The 21,953-nt window shown below is 52.3% G+C and carries 22 protein-coding genes; 13 read left to right on the forward strand and 9 right to left on the reverse strand.

Annotated features, from left to right (window positions below; genetic code table 11):
• Positions 1-36 precede the first annotated feature (36 nt).
• Positions 37-2,733 carry a valine--tRNA ligase gene (locus tag ACO2Q8_RS27305; protein WP_423348074.1) on the reverse strand — a complete coding sequence of 899 codons (2,697 nt, stop codon included), beginning with the start codon at positions 2,731-2,733 and terminating at the stop codon, positions 37-39.
• A 202-nt stretch (positions 2,734-2,935) separates the two neighbouring features.
• Here ACO2Q8_RS27305 and ACO2Q8_RS27310 point away from each other — a divergent pair, with 202 nt between their 5' ends.
• The 11 genes from ACO2Q8_RS27310 to ACO2Q8_RS27360 all read left to right on the forward strand — a co-directional run bounded on the left by ACO2Q8_RS27310 (position 2,936) and on the right by ACO2Q8_RS27360 (position 12,377).
• Positions 2,936-3,862 carry a DUF72 domain-containing protein gene (locus ACO2Q8_RS27310; protein ID WP_423348075.1) on the forward strand — a complete coding sequence of 309 codons (927 nt, stop codon included), beginning with the start codon at positions 2,936-2,938 and terminating at the stop codon, positions 3,860-3,862.
• Between the two features lie 127 nt (positions 3,863-3,989).
• Entirely contained in the window at positions 3,990-4,655 is a 666-nt protein-coding gene (locus ACO2Q8_RS27315) for a hypothetical protein (protein ID WP_423348076.1), read from the forward strand.
• 251 nt (positions 4,656-4,906) lie between these two features.
• On the forward strand, positions 4,907-5,521 hold the full coding sequence (locus tag ACO2Q8_RS27320; protein WP_423348077.1) for a transposase: 615 nt from the start codon (positions 4,907-4,909) through the stop codon (positions 5,519-5,521).
• A 76-nt stretch (positions 5,522-5,597) separates the two neighbouring features.
• Complete coding sequence (gene hisH, locus ACO2Q8_RS27325; protein WP_423348078.1) at positions 5,598-6,185, forward strand: imidazole glycerol phosphate synthase subunit HisH; 588 nt, start codon at positions 5,598-5,600, stop codon at positions 6,183-6,185.
• A gap of 78 nt (positions 6,186-6,263) precedes the next feature.
• Complete coding sequence (gene hisA / locus ACO2Q8_RS27330; protein ID WP_423348079.1) at positions 6,264-6,983, forward strand: 1-(5-phosphoribosyl)-5-[(5-phosphoribosylamino)methylideneamino]imidazole-4-carboxamide isomerase; 720 nt, start codon at positions 6,264-6,266, stop codon at positions 6,981-6,983.
• 107 nt (positions 6,984-7,090) lie between these two features.
• Positions 7,091-7,852, forward strand: coding sequence for an imidazole glycerol phosphate synthase subunit HisF (hisF, locus tag ACO2Q8_RS27335; RefSeq protein ID WP_423348080.1), 762 nt, complete (start codon positions 7,091-7,093; stop codon positions 7,850-7,852).
• Between the two features lie 2 nt (positions 7,853-7,854).
• The gene (hisIE, locus tag ACO2Q8_RS27340) at positions 7,855-8,460 is read left to right on the forward strand and encodes a bifunctional phosphoribosyl-AMP cyclohydrolase/phosphoribosyl-ATP diphosphatase HisIE (RefSeq protein WP_423348081.1); all 606 of its coding nucleotides are present in this window, start codon (positions 7,855-7,857) and stop codon (positions 8,458-8,460) included.
• Between the two features lie 97 nt (positions 8,461-8,557).
• Complete coding sequence (locus ACO2Q8_RS27345) at positions 8,558-8,899, forward strand: phage holin family protein (RefSeq protein WP_423348082.1); 342 nt, start codon at positions 8,558-8,560, stop codon at positions 8,897-8,899.
• Positions 8,900-9,013: 114 nt separating this feature from the next.
• On the forward strand, positions 9,014-9,790 hold the full coding sequence (locus tag ACO2Q8_RS27350) for a hypothetical protein (protein WP_423348083.1): 777 nt from the start codon (positions 9,014-9,016) through the stop codon (positions 9,788-9,790).
• A gap of 38 nt (positions 9,791-9,828) precedes the next feature.
• Positions 9,829-10,383, forward strand: coding sequence for a TIGR00730 family Rossman fold protein (locus ACO2Q8_RS27355; RefSeq protein ID WP_423348084.1), 555 nt, complete (start codon positions 9,829-9,831; stop codon positions 10,381-10,383).
• A 455-nt stretch (positions 10,384-10,838) separates the two neighbouring features.
• Entirely contained in the window at positions 10,839-12,377 is a 1,539-nt protein-coding gene (locus ACO2Q8_RS27360; RefSeq protein WP_423348136.1) for an OmpA family protein, read from the forward strand.
• A 62-nt stretch (positions 12,378-12,439) separates the two neighbouring features.
• Here the strand turns inward: ACO2Q8_RS27360 and ACO2Q8_RS27365 are convergent, their stop codons facing one another.
• The 7 genes from ACO2Q8_RS27365 to ACO2Q8_RS27395 all read right to left on the reverse strand — a co-directional run bounded on the left by ACO2Q8_RS27365 (position 12,440) and on the right by ACO2Q8_RS27395 (position 16,785).
• Entirely contained in the window at positions 12,440-13,057 is a 618-nt protein-coding gene (locus ACO2Q8_RS27365) for a DinB family protein (RefSeq protein WP_423348085.1), read from the reverse strand.
• Positions 13,058-13,153: 96 nt separating this feature from the next.
• Positions 13,154-13,801 (reverse strand): DinB family protein, encoded by a 648-nt coding sequence (locus ACO2Q8_RS27370; protein ID WP_423348086.1) that lies wholly within the window; start codon positions 13,799-13,801, stop codon positions 13,154-13,156.
• A 154-nt stretch (positions 13,802-13,955) separates the two neighbouring features.
• Positions 13,956-14,360 carry a type II toxin-antitoxin system VapC family toxin gene (gene vapC, locus ACO2Q8_RS27375; RefSeq protein WP_423348087.1) on the reverse strand — a complete coding sequence of 135 codons (405 nt, stop codon included), beginning with the start codon at positions 14,358-14,360 and terminating at the stop codon, positions 13,956-13,958.
• Positions 14,360-14,767 carry a LuxR C-terminal-related transcriptional regulator gene (locus ACO2Q8_RS27380; protein WP_423348088.1) on the reverse strand — a complete coding sequence of 136 codons (408 nt, stop codon included), beginning with the start codon at positions 14,765-14,767 and terminating at the stop codon, positions 14,360-14,362. Before ACO2Q8_RS27380 ends, vapC begins: the two co-directional genes overlap by 1 nt.
• Entirely contained in the window at positions 14,755-14,919 is a 165-nt protein-coding gene (locus ACO2Q8_RS27385) for a hypothetical protein (RefSeq protein WP_423348089.1), read from the reverse strand. Before ACO2Q8_RS27385 ends, ACO2Q8_RS27380 begins: the two co-directional genes overlap by 13 nt.
• A 148-nt stretch (positions 14,920-15,067) precedes the next feature.
• On the reverse strand, positions 15,068-15,850 hold the full coding sequence (locus tag ACO2Q8_RS27390) for a hypothetical protein (protein ID WP_423348090.1): 783 nt from the start codon (positions 15,848-15,850) through the stop codon (positions 15,068-15,070).
• A gap of 188 nt (positions 15,851-16,038) precedes the next feature.
• Positions 16,039-16,785 (reverse strand): hypothetical protein, encoded by a 747-nt coding sequence (locus ACO2Q8_RS27395; RefSeq protein WP_423348091.1) that lies wholly within the window; start codon positions 16,783-16,785, stop codon positions 16,039-16,041.
• Between the two features lie 298 nt (positions 16,786-17,083).
• Here ACO2Q8_RS27395 and ACO2Q8_RS27400 point away from each other — a divergent pair, with 298 nt between their 5' ends.
• Together ACO2Q8_RS27400 and ACO2Q8_RS27405 are read left to right on the forward strand one after the other, a co-directional pair.
• Positions 17,084-18,511: a serine hydrolase gene (locus tag ACO2Q8_RS27400; protein ID WP_423348092.1), complete on the forward strand. Its 1,428-nt coding sequence runs from the start codon at positions 17,084-17,086 to the stop codon at positions 18,509-18,511.
• Positions 18,508-19,338 (forward strand): SDR family oxidoreductase, encoded by an 831-nt coding sequence (locus ACO2Q8_RS27405; RefSeq protein WP_423348093.1) that lies wholly within the window; start codon positions 18,508-18,510, stop codon positions 19,336-19,338. The genes ACO2Q8_RS27400 and ACO2Q8_RS27405 overlap by 4 nt, the downstream gene beginning before the upstream one ends.
• On the opposite strand, the gene ACO2Q8_RS27410 is transcribed toward ACO2Q8_RS27405, so the two are convergent.
• A complete protein-coding gene (locus tag ACO2Q8_RS27410) occupies positions 19,335-21,611 on the reverse strand; it encodes a TonB-dependent receptor (RefSeq protein WP_423348094.1) in 2,277 nt (758 codons plus the stop codon). The genes ACO2Q8_RS27405 and ACO2Q8_RS27410 overlap by 4 nt on opposite strands.
• Positions 21,612-21,953: the final 342 nt, after the last annotated feature.

Below are 21,953 nucleotides of genomic sequence, written 5' to 3' on the forward strand. Positions count from 1 at the left end.
AGTAACTAGCAACTCACGGACTAAAGTCCGTGGGTACTAGAGAGCCGTCAGGTTCTCTTCCAGCGTCCGGATCTTCGCTTCGGCGTCGGCCAGTTTCTGGCGTTCGCGTTCGATCACGTCCGGTTTGGCGTTGGCGACGAACTTCTCGTTCGACAGCTTTTTCATCACCGATTCCAGGAAGCCTTTCGTATAAACCAGTTCTTTTTCAATGCTCGCCCGTTCCTGCTCCACGTCGATTTCGCCGGCGATGTTGACGAAAAACTCCGTGCTTTTGATCAAAAAAGAAACGCCCTCGGCTTTTTCAGTTACATAGCTGACGTCGGAAACGACGGCCAGTTTCTGAATCAGGGGTTCCAGCGGCCGGAAGCGGGCGGAGTCCTCGGTTTTGATCGCCAGCGGCAGGGCGGTTTTTGGGCTGATTTGCTTGCTGTTGCGGAGGTTCCGAACGGCCGAAATGATGTCGAACAGCGTGTCGAAATCCGCCAGCAACGACTTGTCGACGGTTCCGGCGACGGGATAATCCGAGACGCAGATGCTTTCACCCGGTTTTCGTGCACTGATTTCCTGCCAGATTTCTTCCGTAATGAACGGCATGAATGGGTGCGCCAGCTTCATCAGCCGTTCGAAGAAATCAATCGTGGCGTCGTACGTCACTTTGTCGATGGGCCGAACCTGGTCCTGCTGTTCGTACCCCGGTTTGATCATTTCGAGGTATTGCGAACAGAAGTCGTCCCAGATCAGCTTGTAAACCGTATGCAGGGCGTCCGACATGCGGTATTTGCTGAAGTGGTCTTCCAACTCGGTCAGCGTCTGGTTTAGCTTTGACTCAAACCATAAAACCGCCAACGGTTTTTCGGTCGTGGCAACATCCGCGCTCACTTTCCAGCCTTTCACCAGCCGGAACGCGTTCCAGATTTTGTTGCAGAAATTACGGCCTTGCTCCACCAGCTTCTCGTCGTACAGCAAATCGTTGCCCGCCGGAGAGCTAAACAGCATGCCCGTCCGGACGCCGTCGGCCCCAAATTGCTCAATCAGGTCGAGCGGATCGGGCGAGTTGCCTAGCGATTTCGACATTTTCCGGCCCAATTTGTCGCGCACAATTCCCGTCAGATAAACATTCTGGAACGGTTCGCGGCCTTTGTATTCGTACCCGGCAATGATCATCCGGGCCACCCAGAAAAACAGAATTTCGGGGGCCGTCACCAGGTCGTTGGTTGGGTAATAATAGTCCAGATCGCCCGGCGCGGCTTTCGGGTCGTTCGGATCGTTTGATGGAATGAACACCGACATCGGCCAGAGCCAGGACGAAAACCAGGTGTCCAGCACGTCCTCGTCCTGCGTCAGATCGGTTTCGCTCAGCGCAAATAACTGGTATTTGTCGCGGGCAATCCGCAGTGCCTCTTTCTTCGTTTTGGCAACGATGATGGTGCCGTCTTTCATGTAAAACGCCGGAATCCGGTGGCCCCACCAGAGCTGGCGGCTGATGCACCAGTCGTGTACGTTTTCCATCCAGGACCGGTACATGTTCTTGAATTTCGGCGGATGCAACTGGATCGTGTCGTTCATGACGTTTTCCAGCGCCGGTTTCGAAAGGTCTTTCATCTTTAGAAACCATTGCAGCGACAGTTTCGGTTCGATCACCGCGTTGGTCCGTTCCGAAAAACCGACGTTGGATTTGTACTCTTCGGCCTTGACCAGATAGCCTTTTTCTTCCAGCTCTTTGATAATTCCTTTGCGGGCGGCAAACCGATCCTGGCCGACGTAGATCTGCGCTTTGTCGTTCAGCGTACCGTCGTCGTTCAGAATATCGATCACCGGCAGGCGGTGTTTGATACCCAGTTCGTAGTCGTTCGGATCGTGGGCGGGCGTTACTTTCAAACAACCCGTTCCGAAATCCATCGTGACGTACTCATCCGTTATGATCGGGATTTCGCGGTTAATCAGCGGAATCAGGGCTTTTTTGCCGTGCAGATGCGTATACCGTTCGTCATTCGGATTGACGCAAATGGCCGCATCCGCCATGATCGTCTCCGGCCGAACCGTCGCAATCGTGATGTAGGTTGGGGCAGAGGGCAGAGGGCTTAGGAGATCATTATCTTCTGCCCCATGCCCCATGCCCTCTGCAATTTCGTAGCGGATATAGACCAGTTTCTGCTGGACTTCCTTCGTAATCACTTCCTCGTCCGAAACCGCCGTGCGGCCCTGCGGGTCCCAGTTGACCATCCGGACTCCCCGGTAAATCTGGCCTTTGTTGTACATATCGACGAAGGTGTCGATGACGGCATCGTACAAAACCGGTTCCATCGTAAACCGGGTCCGGTCCCAATCACAGGAAGCGCCGAGTTTCCGGAGTTGTTTCAGGATGATGCCGCCGTATTTGTGGGTCCATTCCCAGGCGTGTTCAATGAATTTCTCCCGGCCAATGTCCCGCTTATCAATGCCCTGTTCCTTCAACATCGCCACCACTTTCGCTTCCGTCGCGATGGACGCGTGGTCGGTTCCCGGCACCCAGCAGGCATTTTTACCCTGCATCCGCGCTTTCCGAATCAGCACATCCTGAATGGTGTTGTTGAGCATATGGCCCATGTGCAACACACCCGTGACGTTCGGGGGCGGAATGACAATGGTGTATGGTTCGCGCTCGTCGGGCGTGGAATGAAAAAAGCGGTTTTCCAGCCAGTACTGGTACCACTTTTCCTCGATATCTTTCGGATTATACGTCTTCGAAATCATAAACGGCGTTGCTCTGATAAACCCTGATTTCCTCTGATCAACCCTGTGTAATAGTTTTTAAAGTGGTTACACAGAGTTAATCAGAGAACATCAGATGTGATCAGAGTTTAAATTCTTCCACAAAATTAGTCAATTCGGAACGGCTGCAAAAACGAAACACTGGATTTGGTAGTTTTACAGAAACAGCTCAATTCGTACGGCTATGGATTTTGGAAAACTACCCAACGTGGATACGGTCGATTTTACGCTTCCACCCGATCACCCGTTCAACCAGACGGTTTGGGAGAAAGTCGAGCCGACGGCCTCGCCGGAGGTGTACATTGGCGGTCCGCTTTGGGCCAACAAAACGTACGTGGGCCGGATTTATCCGTCGCAGGCTAAGGAACGCGAATTTTTGCATTACTATACCCGTCAGTTCAACACCATCGAACTGAACAGCACGCACTACCAGATTCCGACGACGGGAATGATCGACAAGTGGAAAACCGAAGCCGTCGGCTCGCCGGTTCGCCCCCGGTTTGTGTATTGCCCGAAATTTCCGCAGGCCATTAGCCACGAGCGGGCACTGGTAGCCGCCGAATCCTTAACGGAGGAGTTTGTCAATGCCGTACTGAGCCTGGAAGAGTTTCTGGGCACAACGTTTTTACAACTGCCGCCGAATTTTGGCCCCGACAAATGGCCGGTTTTGGAAGCCTATCTGAAAAACCTGCCCGACGACTTGGAAGTGACCGTCGAGTTCCGGCATCCCGACTGGTTCAGCAAACCGGCGGTTTGGGAAAAGACGCTGGAACGGCTGTGCGCCCTCCACCGCCATCTGGTCATGACCGACGTAGCCGGTCGGCGTGATGTGTTACACATGAGCCTGACCAGCCCGACGCTGGTCCTGCGGTTTGTCGCCAACGAAGGCCACCGCACCGATTACGAGCGCACCGACGCCTGGGTGGAGCGGCTCAAAGGCTGGTTTGAAAAAGGGTTGCAAACCGCCTATCTGTTCATTCATGGCGGGGAAGAAAACGATACCGCGCCCGAACTAATCCGGTATTGGGTCCGGCGGCTCAACGCCGTCTGCGGGTTGAATTTGCAGGAGCCGACTATTCGCCCGGAAGTGGTCCAGGGGAGTTTGTTTTGAAAAAACTCCGGCGGGTATTCACTCAAAACCGCATCTGATAGACCCAAAAACCGCTCAGACAAACTTGGAGCGCTAACAAATTGCCGATCGTAGCATTTTTCAGAGGATTCTTAATTGTGCATCCTCTATGAAAAAACTATTTGCCATCCTGGTTTTAATGGGCTGTCTGTCCCGATTCAATGCCCACAGCCAAAGTTGTCTTCTCAGTTACCAGAACCGGATGGACGAACTGCTTCCGCTGACGACTCTGCAAAAACACTACAAAGCCGATTGGTCAGAAGCCACGCTGAACTACAAAAAATCGTCCAAGTACCCCAAATACGACACGTATGAATATAGCTGGAAGAGTGGCCGCATACGCAAAATGACTGTCGCCGGGCGGGAAATGAATGTTCCGGACGATAACCGGATCGGACTGGCCTGGATTGATGAAATAAACCCGAAATACCACCCGGACCCGGTGAAGTATTTCCGCAATTTTTACCGCACGGCCACGAAAGCCGAAAAACAACAGGCTGCGGCTCTACTGGACAAAAAGCTAAAGGACAAGGGGGTAAGCAGCGGTGAACAGGCGGTAAGTAAACAGGTGGGAAAGACCGTTATGGGTTCAAAAGGGTTTGAGCCAATAACGGGAGTCGGCGATGCGGCCGCCTGGGACCTGACCAGTAATCAGTTAGTTGTGTTGAAAGGGCGCACGACATTTAAAGTAACGGCCAATGTGGATGCTGATTTAAAAATAAATCAAGCCTTAGCCAGAAAGCTTGCCGCTGAGGTGCTGGACCGGTGCAGGTAATTTTGAAAATACGGTTTGCCCGTTTACCTTTGCGACATGATTTTTGCTCAAACTATCCGTCATCACCATCATTCTGTCTGTTAGCACGGCAGAACGGATGCGTTTTTGGGGTTGAACAACGAAACAACGAATTCCCGATACCAAGCCCGGTTCTGCTTCAGAGCCGGGCTTTTTTGTACGCCGGAGCGCTGCTCCGGTGAATGTTTGTTTCTAATTTAAAAACTCACCGGAGCAGCGCTCCGGCGTACAGGATGGAATACTACCGTAAACTGCCGCATTTTCAGCCGCTGGAGGCTGCTTATTTCATCACGATGCGGCTGTATGGAAGTATGCCCCAACATTTAATTGAATTGCTCAAAGAAGAGCAGGAAGTAGCCCGGAATCGGCTACAGACTTTGGACGACACGGAAAGCGACTTGTATCAACAGCAAAAACGATACTTTGCCCGGTTTGACTCGTTCCTCGACCGCCCGGATAACGGGCCTTACTGGCTTTCAGAGCCAGCGATTGCGGAGATTATGAAAGAAGCATTGCACCACCGGGCGGGCAAGGAATACGACCTGATTGCTTTTTGCCTGATGTCGAATCATATCCATCTGGTGATTCATACGTATGAGAATACCAAAGCTGATTTCTTCTTATACCGCATGCTTCAGGCGTTTAAGAGCTATACGGCGCGAAAGGCAAATGATTATTTAGAACGGGAGGGGCCTTTCTGGCATCCGGAGTCATACGACCACATCGTTCGGAATGGCGACGAGTTGAAACGGATTATTGCATACACGTTGAATAATCCGGTAAAAGCGGGCTTGGTTGCCAATTGGCAGGACTGGCCGCACAGCTATGTCAACGAAGCGTATTGGTAAGTACGCCGGAGCGCTGCTCCGGTGAGTTTTTAAATTAGAAATAAACCTTCACCGGAGCAGCGCTCCGGCGTACGATATGAAAACCGTCATTATTAAATACAACGCCGGAAATGTGCAGTCGGTCATGTACGCGTTGGAGCGCATCGGCGCCAGTTACCTGCTGACTGATGATGAAGCCGAAATTCGATCGGCCGACAAAGTCATCTTTCCGGGCGTTGGGGAAGCCAGTACGGCGATGGCGTATTTGCGCGAACGGGGGTTGGATCAAGTGATTCGGTCGCTGAAACAGCCGGTGTTGGGAACCTGCGTCGGCATGCAACTGCTCTGCCGGTATTCCGAAGAAGGTGATACCACCTGCATAGGCGTGTTCGACGTCGATGTCCGGCGGTTTCCAGTCCAACCCGGTTTTAAAGTCCCGCACATGGGCTGGAACAGCCTGACGGAATTAAAAGGTCCGCTGACCAACGGCTTACCGGATAACGCGTATGTGTATTTCGTGCATAGCTATTGTGCCGACGTATGCCCCGAAACCACGGCGGTTTGTGATTACGTCCGGCCGTTCAGCGCCATGTTGCAGAAGGATAATTTTTACGCGGCCCAGTTCCACGCTGAAATTAGCGGCAACGTCGGGCAGCGGATCTTGGAGAATTTTTTGAAACTATAATGTACGCCGGAGCGCTGCTCCGGTGAATATTTGTTTGCAGCTTAAAACTCGCCGGAGCAGCGCTCCGGCGTACATCGTATGCACATCATACCCGCTATTGACCTGATTGAAGGCAAAGCCGTCCGGCTGACGCAGGGCGATTACCGCCAGAAGAAAGAATACAACGCCCGCCCGCTCGAAGTGGCCCAACAATTTGAAGACGCCGGGTTGACGCGCCTGCACCTGGTCGATCTCGACGGCGCCAAAGAAAAACGCGTTGTGAACTGGAAAGTGCTGGAGTTGATTGCGGGGAAAACCCGGCTGCACATCGACTTCGGCGGGGGCGTTCAGTCCGACGACGACCTGCGGATTGTGTTCGAATGCGGGGCCAAACAGGTGACGGGGGGCAGCATTGCCGTCAAAGAACCGGATGTGTTCGAGCGTTGGTTGAGTCAGTACGGGCCGGAAGCGATTATTCTGGGCGCGGATGCCAAAAACGAGAAAATTGCCGTCAGTGGCTGGGAGGAAGACACGCAGGTTTGGGTCTACGATTTTGTGGAAAAATACGTCGAAACCGGCATTAAGTACGTCATCAGCACCGATGTGGCCAAAGACGGTTTGCTGGAAGGACCGTCGTTTGACTTGTACCGGAATTTGCAGGACCGGTTTCCGGATTTGAACATCGTCGCCAGCGGGGGCGTCAGTGGGATGCAGGACCTGGAAGTGCTGGCCGACATGAATCTGTTTGGGGCCATCGTGGGGAAAGCGATCTACGAAGGCCGTGTGACGTTGAAGGAGTTAACGAAGTTTTTAAGATAAAGCTTAGTTGTTACACAGGGTTAATCAGAGGATATCAGAGTTAACCAGAGATTTCCCTGATCACCTCTGATATCCTCTGATTAACCCTGTGTAACAACCCATAAAATATGCTGACCAAACGCATCATCCCTTGCCTTGACATCAAGGACGGCCGGACAGTCAAGGGCACGAACTTTGTCAACCTGCGCGACGCGGGGGATCCCGTCGAACTGGGGCGCTTGTATGCAGAACAGGGCGCCGACGAGCTGATTTTTCTGGACATTACGGCCACCGTCGACGAACGCAAGACGCTGATTGACCTCGTCCGGCGGGTGGCGCACGTCGTCAACATTCCGTTTACGGTCGGGGGGGGAATTTCGTCCAAAGCCGATGTGTCGGCGCTGCTCAATGCCGGAGCCGACAAGGTGTCGATCAACTCCTCGGCGGTTCGGAACCCCGGTTTGGTCAACGAGTTGGCGCAGGAATTTGGCAGTCAGTGCATTGTCGTTGCCATCGATACGCGGTTTGTAGATGGCGAGCACATCGTTCACACGCACGGTGGCCGAAAACCGACTGAAATCCGGACGATCGCCTGGGCGAAAGAGGTCGAAAACCGGGGCGCGGGCGAACTGCTGCTGACGTCGATGGACACCGATGGCACCAAAGCCGGTTTTGCGTTGGACCTGACGTCCCGGATTTCGGGCGCAGCCAACATTCCGGTGATTGCCTCGGGCGGAGCCGGGTCGATGGAGCATTTTGTGGAGGTCTTCACCGACGGGAAAGCCGATGCTGGTCTGGCGGCCAGTATTTTTCATTTCAAGGAAATCGAAATCCCGGCTTTGAAAGGATATTTATGGAATAAAGGAATTGAAGTTCGTTTAACGGATTGATAATGAATACGGAAATAGATTTTTCGAAAAATACCGACGGCCTGCTGCCTGTCGTTGTTCAAGATGCCGAAACTGGCAAGGTGCTGATGCTGGGCTACATGAACCGGGAAGCCTACGACAAAACCCTGGCCGAGGGCGTCGTCACCTTTTTCAGCCGGAGCAAACAACGGCTCTGGACGAAAGGCGAAACGTCCAACAACTTCCTGTACGTCAAACAGATGTTGGTGGATTGCGATGGCGACACGCTGCTGATCAAAGCCCAACCCGCTGGACCGACCTGCCACACGGGCGCCGACACTTGCTTTGATGAAGTAAACCGAGGTAAAGGCCTTTTTCTGAATTACTTGCAGAACGTCATTCGGGATCGAAAACAGAATCCCTCGGAAAGCTCCTATACGGCCGCGCTGTTCAAAAAAGGCGTTAACAAGATTGCACAGAAAGTAGGTGAGGAAGCCGTCGAACTCGTGATCGAAGCCAAAGACAGCAATGACGACCTGTTCAAAGGTGAAGCGGCCGACCTGTTGTACCACTATTTGATCCTGCTCGAACAGAAAAATATCGATCTGGACGAAGTCATTGCGGTTTTGCAGCAGCGACACGCCAAATAGGATGGCAAAACATTGCGTAAAAGTTTCCGGTTTGAAGATTGGAGTTGGGTGTTTTTTCATACAACTTGAGTCGTCAAACGTTAAACACTATACGCACATGGGTCTTATCATACGCATTCTGATCAGCGCCGTTGGGGTGCTGATCGCCAGTTATGTCCTTAAATCATTCGGCGTTTATGTAGACGGTTTTGGTACGGCCATTATCGTTGCCATTGTCCTCGGTTTGCTGAACGCCATTCTGAAACCCATTTTGGTTGTACTCACCATTCCCATTACGATTCTGACGTTAGGGCTGTTTTATCTGGTTATCAACGTGTTGATGGTCTATCTGGCAGCTTCGCTGGTGGGCGGTTTTCGGGTCGATAACTTCATTGGTGCGTTGCTATTCAGCATCATTGTGTCGGTGGTCAGCAGCATTATCGGCTCCATCGTCGATTGACAATAGCTTGCAATAGTTTAAAGGTCAGGCCCGTAGGTCTGACTTTTTGCTTTCGAGGAAAAATTCTTTAACCTTTTGCAAAACAACGCGTTATTTCTCAAAACCGCTCGCACCATGAAAGCCTTTATCGTTTCAATACTCACCCTCTGCCTTGGCATTACCACTGCTTACAGTCAATGCAACCCGCCTACGCCCGCCCAGAATGCAGCTTACGAGAAAGTGGTCAAAGAGTTACAAAACCAGTTTAAAAACAATCCGCCTTCGGGCGACTGGCAGGTGTTCGACGAACGGCATTCGCTCGGCAAGCTGGAACTCAGCGACGAATACGGCAAAATTTTCCGGATTTGCGGGGATCGTTACGACCTGACGTTTATTCGGGCCGAGGCAGCAAGTCGGCAGAAAGCCCGGGCCGACAGCGCCAAAGCCATTGGCGATACAATCACGCAGCAGCAGCGCTCGTTTGTCATGAGTACGGATTCAGTGTACCGCGAGGCCGACCCGAACCGCGCCAGCGATCTGGCGAAATCAACCGTGGATATTAACGTGGAGATGAACGCCGGGAATTACCGGGTCGAGGAGCCGATGAGCAACCGGTTTGCGGCTTCCTACAAAACCGTTTCGGTCAAGGGCGCTCCGCTGGCCCTGCAAATCGTGCTGAAACCGGGCGAAAACGGTATTGAATCCCGGCCCGAAACCGTTGTGTTGCTCGGCAACTGGAAAAACAATCTCCAGAAAACCAGCCGGGGCGATAAACTGTATCATTATTCCTACAAAAAAGGTGGTACGATGATCGAAAATCTGGTGGTCACGATCAAAGCGCCGTTTGAGGTGGCCAATGAAATCGTGCAGAAAATTGACTGGCAGGCGCTCAGCAACACGCTGACGAAATAGACGCACAAAATCCCGGTTTACTGTCGTATTTTTGCGGCATGAAAAGTATTGTCGTTTACTGTGGTTCCAGTCCGGGGACTAATCCGATCTACAAAGAGGTGGCCCGGGAGCTGGGCGAAAAATTTGCCAAAAAAAACATCCGATTGATTTACGGGGGCGGCAACCTCGGTCTGATGGGAACCGTCGCCGATGCCGTTCTGACAAACGGGGGACAGGTGACCGGCGTCATTCCGAACTTTTTGGCGGCTCTGGAAGTGGCCCACCAAACTCTGACGGAACTGCACTTCGTCGAAACCATGCACGAACGGAAGTTCAAGATGGTGCAGTTTGCCAGGGGCGTCATCGCGCTGCCCGGCGGCTACGGAACGATGGACGAGTTGTTCGAAATTCTGGCGTGGCGGCAATTGAAGCTCTACGACGGGCCGATCGGGGTATTAAATGTCAACGGTTTTTACGATCTCATGCTTCAACAACTGGATCGTATGGTGGATGACGGTTTTCTGAAAGCCGAAAATCGGGAATTACTTATTGTTTCGGATTCGATTGACGAGTTGCTGATGAAAATAGAAGGGTATTGGGCACAGACGTTCTAGATATCATAATCGGTTGGCCTGGAAAATTGTGCGAACAGAAAAAACGTGAAAGCCGCAATGAATAACCATCCGATAGTCAGGCCTTTAGCGAGGTAGATATAGCCAAAAACCAGACCCAGCACACACAAAATCACATTAATAACCAGACTGGCCCACTGGCGCTGGGAGTATACAGTACCAAATACCGTATGCTTTTTTCTCCGTCTTCTGATCGGTTCCATCTTCGTAGCGATAATTACGGTATAAAATTGATAAAAAATTGTTAAATAAAAAGGTCCAAGCCTTTTCTTTAAAAAATATTGGTAGCAAAAAGCGGGCCGTTTGTCTAATCTGGCATTTGATTTGAGTTTCTGGTTCGGTAGACGAATCCGAACCCCTTCGTCGTTTTTAACCTGGTAACCTCTACACCATAGCCAATGAAACTTCGGAAATACGCCTTAACCGTGATTTTAGGGATGACGGGATCCCTGGCGCTGGCTCAGCAAAGTCCGGTATCGAAGGCGGAAAGTCTGGGCAATCAGGTAAATTCGGAATACAACGAAGTGAATCCTGTCATCTCGCCCGACGGAAAAACGTTGTATTTTGCCCGCATTAGTCACCCGCAGAATACACACGGGAACAAGGGAAGTCAGGACATCTGGTATTCAGAATTGGGTTCAGGTGATAAATGGGGGCCTGCGCGACGCATGGGGCCACCGCTCAACAAAGATGAGTATAACTGCGCATATAGCATTACACCCGATGGAAATACGATGCTGATCAAGGGGGCTTACAATAACGGTACCTATGAAACGCGCGGTTTTTCGATCAGCAAACGGATGGCTGGCGGCTGGTCGCCCCCCCAGAAACTGAACATCCCCGGCTACGAACGCATCAGCAAAGGGCAATACGACTGCGGCTACCTGTCGGCCGACGGCAAAGTGCTGGTGATGGCGTTCAGCGAGAAAAAAAACAGCAAGGAAGATGATATTTACGTCAGCTTTCGGCAAAAAGATGGTACCTGGAGCAAACCGATGAACCTCGGCCCGGAAGTCAATACCGATGGAACCGAAACTACCCCATTTCTGGCTGCCGATGGGGCCACGCTTTATTTCTCAAGCGATCGGCCAGGCGGCTCAGGCAGCAACGACATTTATGTCGCCAAACGGGTCGATAAAACCTGGAAACACTGGTCAAAACCGGTCAATCTTGGGCCCTCGATCAACACCGATGGCTACGACGCCTATTACTCCGTGGCCGCTTCGGGGCAGTATGCCTACATGACAAGTTTTAAAAATACTTTGGGCAAAGGCGACATTGTGCGGATCAAGCTCTTCGACGATGCGAATCCGGACGATAAAACCGTTCCGGCCGAAACCCGCCCTGATCCGGTCGTGCTGGTCAGCGGAAAAGTGATCGACCAAAAAACTGGCAAACCCATCGAAGCGCGCGTCATTTACCAGACCTTACCCGACGGTGCCGAAGCCGGAGAAGCCACCTCTGACCCCATCACGGGCGAGTACAAAATTGTGCTGCCCTACGGCAAACAATATAGTATGCGCGCCATTGCGCCTAATTTCATTGCCGAAGGTGGAAACATTGACTTGCGGGAAACCAAAGGTTTTCAGGAAATCAAGGGCAAGGAGTTGAACCTGATTCCGATTGAAGTGGGCCGGGCGGTACGGCTGAACAACATTTTCTTCGATGTCGGGAAAGCTACCCTGCGCGACGAATCGTTTCCGGAACTGGACCGGATGGTGACGACTTTCAACGAAAATCCGAAAATGAGCGTGGAAGTGGGGGGACACACCGACAACACCGGTTCCAACGAACTGAACCTGAAGCTCTCGCAGGACCGCGCCGACGCCGTTCGTGAATACTTTATCGGCAAGGGCATCGAACCCGACCGCGTGGCCAGCAAAGGCTACGGCGAAGGCAAGCCCGTGGCCAGCAACGACACCGAAGAAGGCCGCCAAACGAACCGACGGGTGGAATTTGTGATTAAGAAGAAATAAGCGAGAGTTGTTACACAGGGTTTATCAGAGACTTCTCTGATAAACCCTGTGTAACAGTAATTTTACATCTTCCCCTCTTTTGGATAATTCGGATGGGCTTTCACTTTCCGGATTTGCCGCAGGTGCCGATCGACGTGGCCCCATTGGTAGATGTAGACCTGGTGCATGTTGCGCGGGTTATCGCCAGCCGCCGTGAATTCAAACTGCGCCCGCATGTCGGCTTTTGTGGTTTCAGCAAACGCAATCGCCAGATTTCGGTGCCAGAGAAAAAACGTCAGATTGTCTTTGCCCCGAAGCAAGCCCAGCGGTTTCGACATTTCCGATGATTTGTGCGGAGTGTCTTCCATGATAAAACTCGCATAATAACTGTCGGGCCGACTCGTCTGATTCAGCTCCGGCTGCGGTTTATTCCGGGTGCCAATGCTGATTTCGCGCGCCCAGATGATTTCCCAGAGTGCCAGGTGCTCCACCACTTCGGCAATCGACCAGCGTTCGGGCGTTTCGTGGAAATGCCACTGGGCGTCGGTCAGGTTGGCGGTTTCGCGAACCAGCTCATCGCGGGTCCGTTTCAGGTTTTCAACGGTATACTGCTGGTCGGCGGCTGTCCAGAGCCGGGCTGACGGCTGCGCCCAAACCGGGGCTGAGGTCAGCAAAAAGAAGAAAATGATACTACGTTTCATGGTGTGAATTGTTTTAGTTGAAGTCTCAAAATTACGGTGCGTCGAAACGGTGGGATTGTACGTTTGCGACATGGTGGAATAGCCGAAAAGCGGTTTTTATTTAATAACGTCCGGTTTGGGAAACCGGGCGTCGGCCAGCGTTCGCTTCAGTTGGTCGGTGTGCCGGATCGTATGGGCAATCATCATCAACGCATTCTGGTGCAGATCCCGAATTTCGCGTTTGCCGCTGCCGCCTTTCCGAAAAACATAAAAACCGCGCATGTCCACGCCGGCATTTTTGGTAAAAAACTCCACTGACTGGTCGCGGGCCGTATTGAAAATCCGGACGCAGGTGGCTTTGTCAGCGTAGCGGTGCAACGGCAGATTGGTCCCGCGCGCTTCGCCTTTGGTGGGCGAGGTCGCATAGTCCCGGATTCGCTGGTCGGCCCCGGCGGTGGAGTCGCGGTAAGACGCAGGCATGGTCGGTTGGGCCAGTGCCCACCAGAATTCCCGGACGTAACCTTCTTCGATTAGGCCGAGGTGTTCTACGATGTCGTTGGCCGACCAGCTTTTGTCGTCCAGCCGGTAGAAAAACTGTTTTTCGGTCAGCGGTTTGACGGTATTCAATAATTCCTGACGAGTCTGTTCAAGCATCGTCATGATTTCTTTTTTATCCGTTTCCGACCAGCGTTCGCCCGGTTTCTGGGCCAGAACCAATGCGATCGGAAAGAGCAAACAAATAGCAAACATAAAAGCGGTTTTCATGAGGTAACAGGTTGTCTGTGAAAAAGTTACCTCAAAAGTAGGCCGCCGTTTTCATGTGCCATTGTACAAATACGACATCTTTCGGGGGAAACTGGGCGTTGAAAACCGGATTACCGTGCCGATTCGGGTGTTGAATCGTGTTTCTGAAGAGACCTTAGCGCAAGGTTCGCAAGGAGGTGTGACGACTAATCTGATCAAAATCTGTGTCATTGTGGACCAGCAGAACGTCGGCTCGTAAGGCAACCTGCGCGATCAGGCAATCCGTACTCTTACGAATTGTAATACCCTTTTTACGCAACTCAAAATAAAGGCGGGCCGCTTCAACGGATAGGGTTTGCCAATCGGGAGCTAATAGCGGAAAACCGCTCAGAATAGCCTGCGTACGTCTAAAGTCTCCTTCAGAGCGTAATCCCTGCAAGATTTCCTGCAAAATAGTCGGCGTTAACAAGACAAAGCCCGGCTGTTGGCGGATGGTGTTTTCCAGAAGCTGAACTTGCCGATTCTCGGTGCCATTCATAAAATCGACCCAAACAGAGGTATCGAAAATAGCCGGTTCCATTAATCCCGACGCATTTGGTCCAGGCTGCCTTCCCAGATTTTGGAGCCTTTTAGTGTCAGGGCCTGTTGTGTCAGTAAATAGTTTAAATAATTAGTCAGGGCTTCATTCACCGCTTCTTTTTTGCTTTTGAAAGGTTTGATCGCCATAATTTGCGATAGCTTAGCGGCATCGAGGTCAATATTAGTTGCCATACAGGTATAATTTGCACAAAAAAACGAATTTTTTTGTGCAAGGTCAAGAGGCAATCCGTGCTTTATCGCGAATTTAACCTTCCCAACGACGCTCTTTACACCTAGTTTATGCATCAGGTGTCGGCGGTGGGTTTCCACGGTCGGGACGCTAATGAACAATTTTTCAGCAATCTGGTGCGTGGGATTTTCGTCGGCAATCAGCTTCAGCACATCCACTTTGCGGCCCGTGAGTGCGGATTCTGATTGCCGGTAGCAGTTTCCTCCAACTGGGCCAGTTGCTCCAGTATTTCACTGCTAAAATACCGCTGGCCTTTCATCACCGTCGTCACGGCTTTTTCCAGTTCATCGCGACCCGCGCGTTTGAGCATATAACCCGCACCGCTTCCCGAATCGTTTTGGCGTCTTCGGCCATCGTTAGCAATAGGATTTTGACCGTCGGATGGGTTTTTCGCAGTTGCAAAGCATGGAAAGATCTGAACTGCCAACACATTGTGTATGTATTTGCGCAACCGGTACTTACTCCGCTTTGGCAAATACCTCCCGCAACGTTCCTTTCCAACCTTCCTGCGTATAGCGGTCGCCCTGTTTCGTGATCTTGAAGTTGTTTTTCACGCCGGTTTGCTTCACATCCCAGGAGAAAAATTCGTTGGTTTCAGTCAGGGTTTTGCCATCGTATTGATACCGACCGGCTCCGGCCCCATTGAATTGCCCGGTTTTGGGGTTGTAATACGCATACACCACCAGCGGATAGCTGAAGATTTTCACGACTTTAATGTCTTTATACACATCTTTTCCCAACTGGGTATTGCCCCAGGTGCCTTCCTGCATCAGCCAGACGCCTTCCAGATCGCGATTTTTGAGCGGTTCTTTCGGTACGATCCGCTCATCCACCTCGCTAACTTCGTAGTTTTTGTACTTGTCGGAATTCAGAAAACCGGTTTGTTGAAACGCCTTCTGGTCGATTTTGTAATCCATCGCCAGCGTCTTACCCACGGCAGTCGAATCCCAGGAATAATACGCTATTTTTTCCAGGTACTTGCCGTTTTTCAATTCATACGTGCCTCCGCCCACGCCGTCGAAAAACGCACGCCCACGCCGTTTGTCGGCATACCAGCCCGCAAACCAATAACCGTCTTTGAACACCTTGATGACCGTCACGGAATCCCGGTTTTTCCAGGACTTCATGTCCCCGAATTTATACCGCGTCTGGCGGTAGGCACCGTTGAGTTTACTCACCGGTTCTTCAGCCACAAAGGCGCTGAAGGCAATCACAAAAAATAGGAAACAAATCTTTTTCATCGTCGTGGGAGTGAATAGTTGACGATGCAAAAGTAGGCGACGGGCCAGCCCCAGGATTGTAGAAATGCGACATTAAACAAAGAATTTCAACTATAAAATGATGAATACTAAATGTAAAAGTGTTCCAAATGCGCCAAGCCACTTTTACATTCAGCGTTCATCATTTTGCATTTAAAATTCCCTTTTTTTTAGTCCAGTCCCGGTCGTCGGAATTGCCGGGCGTCCGGGAAGGTGGCATCCATTTGCTTCCGAATGCGGTCGAGCAGGACGAGCATGTCGAGCACGTCGTCGGTTTTTTCGGGATAATTTTCCAGCAACGTGTGCCAGGCCAGCAGCGAGTGGTCGATGCTGACCAAGACCAGCTTGGCTTTTCCGTTGAAATAGGTCCGCAACGTCAGGTTGTGGTCCATGCCACGGTTCATTTGCAGGGCCGAAATCACTTTGACCGGAATCAGTGTCCGGTACCACTTGATGATTTCCCAGGCATCCTTCAGCTTATTGAGCAGGGCAACGGCTTCTTCCTCGCTTCGGATGCCCAGGTTGGTTTCAAAGGCCTGCTGGTGACCCGCCTGCTCCAGTAAATCTTTCTCCTGTTTGAGCCAGGTAGCGGTTTGCTTCAGGTACTCGTCGCACAGAGCCGCGAGCGGATTGGGCGATGCGGTTTCGGGTTGTATGCCGACGGCCTGGGCTTCCTGTTGCACCATTTTTGCTTCGGGTAAAAGGCGTTGTTGACGGGCTTTATCAATGTAGGATTTTGTCAGTTCAAGGGTTTCCAGCAACCGGTTGACGAGCGTTTCGGCACTCATCGTCGACTGTTTCAGCCCATTCGGATATTGGAGGGCAAAATTTTGGCACCGTTTCGTAAACGGGCAGCGTTCGCACCAGGAATCGCAATAATTATAGATATTCGGTATTGGCTCCACTTCCTCGCTCATGATTTCCAGCTAGTTACGGTAATTATAAATATGCTAAGACAGCTCTAAGGTTTCAGTTTTCTTAGTAGTTTGTGAATTTACAATTTCAGAAATAAAAAGCAAATTTAAAGCCAATTTTCTAGAGTTTTGTTCGGTATTTTTCTGAAATGTTGCCACATTGTTTGGTGTTGAAAGAATGGTTGTTTTTTGTATAAATAAAATTTTAAAAAGTTTGTATAGCACAAAAATGACGCTACTGGCCGGAAAATGGCATTCCTAAAGCAGAAAGGTTATTTTTGACAGGATCAAATCCTTCCTCATGAAATTCCTCATCTGCCTGCTGCTGCTGGCCGTTACACCCGCCCTGGCTCAAAATCCGGAAACGGCCCGGCTAGATTCACTGACCGAACGCGCCAAACGCTACTTTAATAACCAGCAACCTGACTCGCTCTACGCCCTGGTGGACGAGGCCTTCCGCGCACAGATCTCGGCCACTCAGTTTACGCAAGTTTCGCAGGGGTTGCAAACGCAACTGGGGCGCTGGCAATCCGCCGACCGCCGAAGCTTCCGGGACGGCGTGGCCCGCTACAAAGCCGTGTTTGAAAAAGGAACGCTCGATTTTTTTATCAGTCAGGATAAGACAGGCAAAATCCATACCTTTTTGTTCCGGCCTTTCGAAGCCGATATTTCCGAAAAAACCGGCGCGGTTCTGACGAGCAATCCGCTCCGGACGGCTTTCGACAAAAAGGCCGATGCCGTGGCACAGGCCTACGTTAAAAAAGCGAATACGGTTGGTCTGAGCATCGGCATCTGGCGCAACGACAGCCTGTTCACCTACGGCTACGGCGAAACCGCTAAAGGCAGTAGGCATGTCCCGGATGCCAATACGCTTTTTGAAATTGGCTCGATCAGCAAAACCCTCACGGCGACGTTGCTGGCCGACGCCGTGCAGCGCGGGTTGGTCAAGCTCGACGATCCGGTCAGTAAATACCTGCCCGATTCGATTCCGCCGTTGCAGAAAGACGGTGTTCCGGTGACGCTGAAAACATTGTCTAACCATACGTCCGGTTTGCCCCGGCTACCGGCCAATCTGTTGTTGACCGCTACGGATATGACCAATCCCTACAAACATTACGACCGGAAATTGCTCTATACGTACCTGAAAACGGCTATCTTGTCGCGCCAGCCGGGCAAAGAATACGAGTACTCCAACCTAGCCGTCGGATTGCTGGGTACGATTCTGGAAACCGTCAACAAAAAGTCGTACGAAGACCTGATCCGGGAACGCATTGCCAAACCGCTCGGTATGGCGCATACCGTCATTACGCTCAGGGATGAGGATCGCAACCGGTTCGCGCAGGGCCACAACGGGCAAGGCAACCCGACGTCCTCCTGGGAGTTTCAGGCGCTGACGGGCGCGGGGGGCATCCGGTCGTCGGTCACAGATCTGGTGCCGTACCTGAAAGCCGAACTGGGCAAAGGACCGAAAAAGATGCTGGAATTGATGAAAACCACGCAGCAGCCCACTTTTGTTAACGGCCAGACGACGGTGGGCCTGGGCTGGCACTGGCGAACCGATTCGGCCCAGCCGTGGTTTACCCACCAGGGCGGAACGGGCGGCTTTGTGACGTACGTGGCCTTTAACCCGGTACGTCAGGCGGCTGTCATTATCCTGGCCAATAGCCAGACGCCCATCGACACCCTGATTGCCGGATTTCAAAACCTTGCCGAAGGAACGACGAAATGACGATCGAAACCGTCAGTATTTTAGGATGTGGCTGGCTGGGCTACCCGCTGGCCGAGCAATTGCTGACCGATGGCTACACGGTCAAAGGCAGCACAACCTCGCCGGAAAAACTGCCCGTTTTCTGGAAACGCGGCATCAAGCCCTACGAACTGCGTTTCAACCCAGAACCGGAAGGCGATGAGCTGGCGGATTTCCTGACAACGGATGCACTGATCGTGGACATTCCGCCGAAAGCCGGAAAACAGGGCGATGCCTTTCATCCGGAGCAAATTCGGGCGCTGAGCGAGGCCCTGCGAAAAACCGGTCGGGCAATCCCGTATCTGGTCTATGTCAGCTCGACCTCCGTTTATCCGGATTTAAACCGGGTTTTGGCAGAAGAAGATGTCGTGACGCCCGACCAGTCGGCGGCTCCGGCGTTTGTGGAAGCCGAGCAGATGATCCTGGGACTGGGCAACGCAACGGTGCTGCGGTTTGGCGGGTTGCTGGGGTATAACCGAATTCCGGGGCGCTACGTGGCCGGAAAGCAGGGCCTGACCACGGGCGCCGTGCCGGTCAACTACATTCACCGCGATGACGCCGTTCGGGTGATCCAAACACTGCTCAAAAATCCGCAGCCGGGCCAGACGTTCAATGTCGTGTCGCCCGAACATCCTACGCGGGAAGCGATTTATCGCAAAAACTGCGATGATTTCGGCTACGAAACGCCCACCTTTGCCGAGTCGCCGGAACCGGCTGCGTTCAAGATCATTAGTCCGGAAAAACTGATCGCGACGCTTGGTTTCTCGTTCCAGTACTCCGACCCCTTGGAGTTTTATTACACGCCCTAAAACGTCCATTTCAGCCGCACCGACGCATTCCGGCCCGGGTCGTCGGCGTAATACCGGAAGCGGTTCAGGTAATCGCGGTAAACCGTGTTGAACAGATTGGAAACCGTCAGGCCCACATCCACCCGGTGTTTGTCGGAAACCGGAACCGAAAAACCGGCCGTCAGATTCCAGAGTGAATACGCGGGCGGGGGCGGTGTAAAATCACTGTTGGGCGGCACCCGGTTTTGCCGGGCTACCCACAGATTGCCAAGGCCGACAAACACATCCTGCAACTGGCCCCACTTGCCGGGTTCGTAGCGCAGGTTGTTTTCCCAGCGGTTCGGCGGAGTCATCACAATAGGCTGATTTTGAATTAAATCCTGTACGTGGAGCAGTGATAATTTGGAGGTTCCGCTCAGGTTAGGCCGCAAAACAGCCGATATGCTGGCGTCGAGACCGGCGTAACGGGCATTGGTTTGAGTGTATTGAAACGAGGGAAAAGCGCCCCGGACGGTCAGGATGGGTTCGGCCTGCGGTTTCAGGTAAATGTAGTCGCGGATGGTGTTGTAGAAAAAACCGACTTCGGCCTGCACGGTTTTTCCGGCATACTCCGAACTCAGGCTCAGGTTATAGGCCACTTCGGGTTGCAGCGTCCGGTCCCCGCGTTCGTAAGCCGCAGCCCCGTGGTGAACGCCATCGCTGAACAGTTCGCTGACGTTGGGGGCGCGCCAGGACGTTCCGGCGTTGATGCGCGTGGTCCACTGATCGGCAAAAGAGTACGTTGCCCCGAGGGTTCCCGAAAAATTCTGAAACACAAATAGCGGTTTTTCCAGCACCTGCCGCTCGTAGCGGAACACCTGCATGTGGCGGTAATCGTAGCGCAGCCCGAATTCGTACTCCCAACGGCTCAGTTTCAGCTTTTCGAGCCAGAAAATACCGGCGTTGTACGTCCGGAAGTTCGGAATCAGCGGACGGCCGTTCATGATGTTAAACTGGTAAAAACCGCTGATGCCCAGCGTGCCGGTCAGTTTGTCGGCAACGGGTTTGTGGTCAAACACCAGATCGCCGGTGTAAGTCGTCAGCCGGAAGCGGAGTTCGGGGCGGTTCAACGCGGCCAGCGAATCGTTGAGCGGGCGGTGCAGATCGTATTCCATCCGGTCGTCAAATTGCCGGGCCAGCGTCAGGCTCCACTCACCCCCGGCCGCCGGTTTCCAGTCGGTCCGCCATTTCAGCAGATCGTGTGTAACCCGCTGGTATGGTCGGTTGATGGCGTACGAAAAGCCGGATTTGACAAAGGGCTCACCGTTTTCCAGTACCGCCTGCAAATCGCTCAGGTTGCCGATGTGTGAACCGGAAAAAATGCCCAGTTTGGTCGAAAACCGGCTGTAGTAGAGTTCGGAGCGAAAACGGTTGGTGCGGTAACCAAGCGCCGTCGAGAAGTTTTGTTCCGCAATGCCGGTATTGTCGAGGAAATAATTGGGCGTCCGGATGTTGCCGCCCCGCTTGAGCGTTCCCTGTGCCCGCCAGCCGAAGCCTTTGCCAAAACCGCCTTCCGTCAGGAGTGAAGCCACCCCTTGCCGACCGTTGCTGAAACCGACCAGGTTCAGTTCGCCAGCAAATGTTTTATTTGTCGGCAGGGGTGCAGGTTCAACCAGAATGACTCCGCCGATGGCATCGGAACCAAACCGTACGCCCGCAGCGCCTTTAATGACGGTAATGCGATTGGCCACGAACGGGTCGATTTCGGGCGCGTGTTCGGAGCCCCATTGCTGGCCTTCCTGCCGGATGCCATTGTTCAGGATCAGCACGCGGTTGCTGTGCATGCCGTGGATAACCGGTTTGGCAATCGACGAGCCGGTTTGGAGCGTCGTGATGCCCGTCACGGTCCGAAGTGCTTCGCCCAGTGACTGGCCGCGCGTCTGGTCGAGGGCCTTGCTTTCGATTTGCGAAACCGTCTGGCTGTTCAGGGCGGTGGCCCGTTGGGCGGTCACATTTACATCCTGCAAATGAATGTCGTCTTCGGTCAGCAGCACATTTTGTTCGGAGGTATGAACCAGCGTTACCGGCACCGAAATTTCCCGGTAGCCCAGAATACGGCTCACCAGGGTGTATTGGCCCTGGCAGAGTTGATCGATGCGGTATTGGCCCTGCGCATCGGTGGTAGTTCCTTTCTGCAATTCCCGCACAAAAACGGCCGCGCCCGGAATCGGTTGGCGGCTGTCTTTATCCAGCACCACCCCTTTGATGAAGCAATCACAGTGTTCCTGGGCCAGAGTGGGGTAGATGTTCCCCATTCCAAACAGGCAAAAAAATGTACTAAATCCGTATAAGAGACGACTTATGTTCACTTTCAGGGTATTACAAAATAAACAGGAAGACAAAAATACATTATTATGCAACGTGGTTGCACTTCAAAGTCCGGATATTTTATGGCTTCCCATGGAACAAGAGCATTGAAATTAAGTTTTATGGACTATTGGAAGTTAATTTTGTTTAACTAATTTTGACAAACGTTAAACAAAGTGGGTGTGTGGTTCCCCAGAGTGTAGAAAAAAAACCACAACTTGTTCCTTGACATCCGTTGGCACAGTTGTCCCGTTGGCTCAGTCTACGAATTGCAAGTATTTGTTTGTCAG

It is taken from the genome of Larkinella sp. VNQ87 (genome assembly GCF_049445795.1).
In the GTDB taxonomy this organism is placed as follows: domain Bacteria; phylum Bacteroidota; class Bacteroidia; order Cytophagales; family Spirosomataceae; genus Larkinella.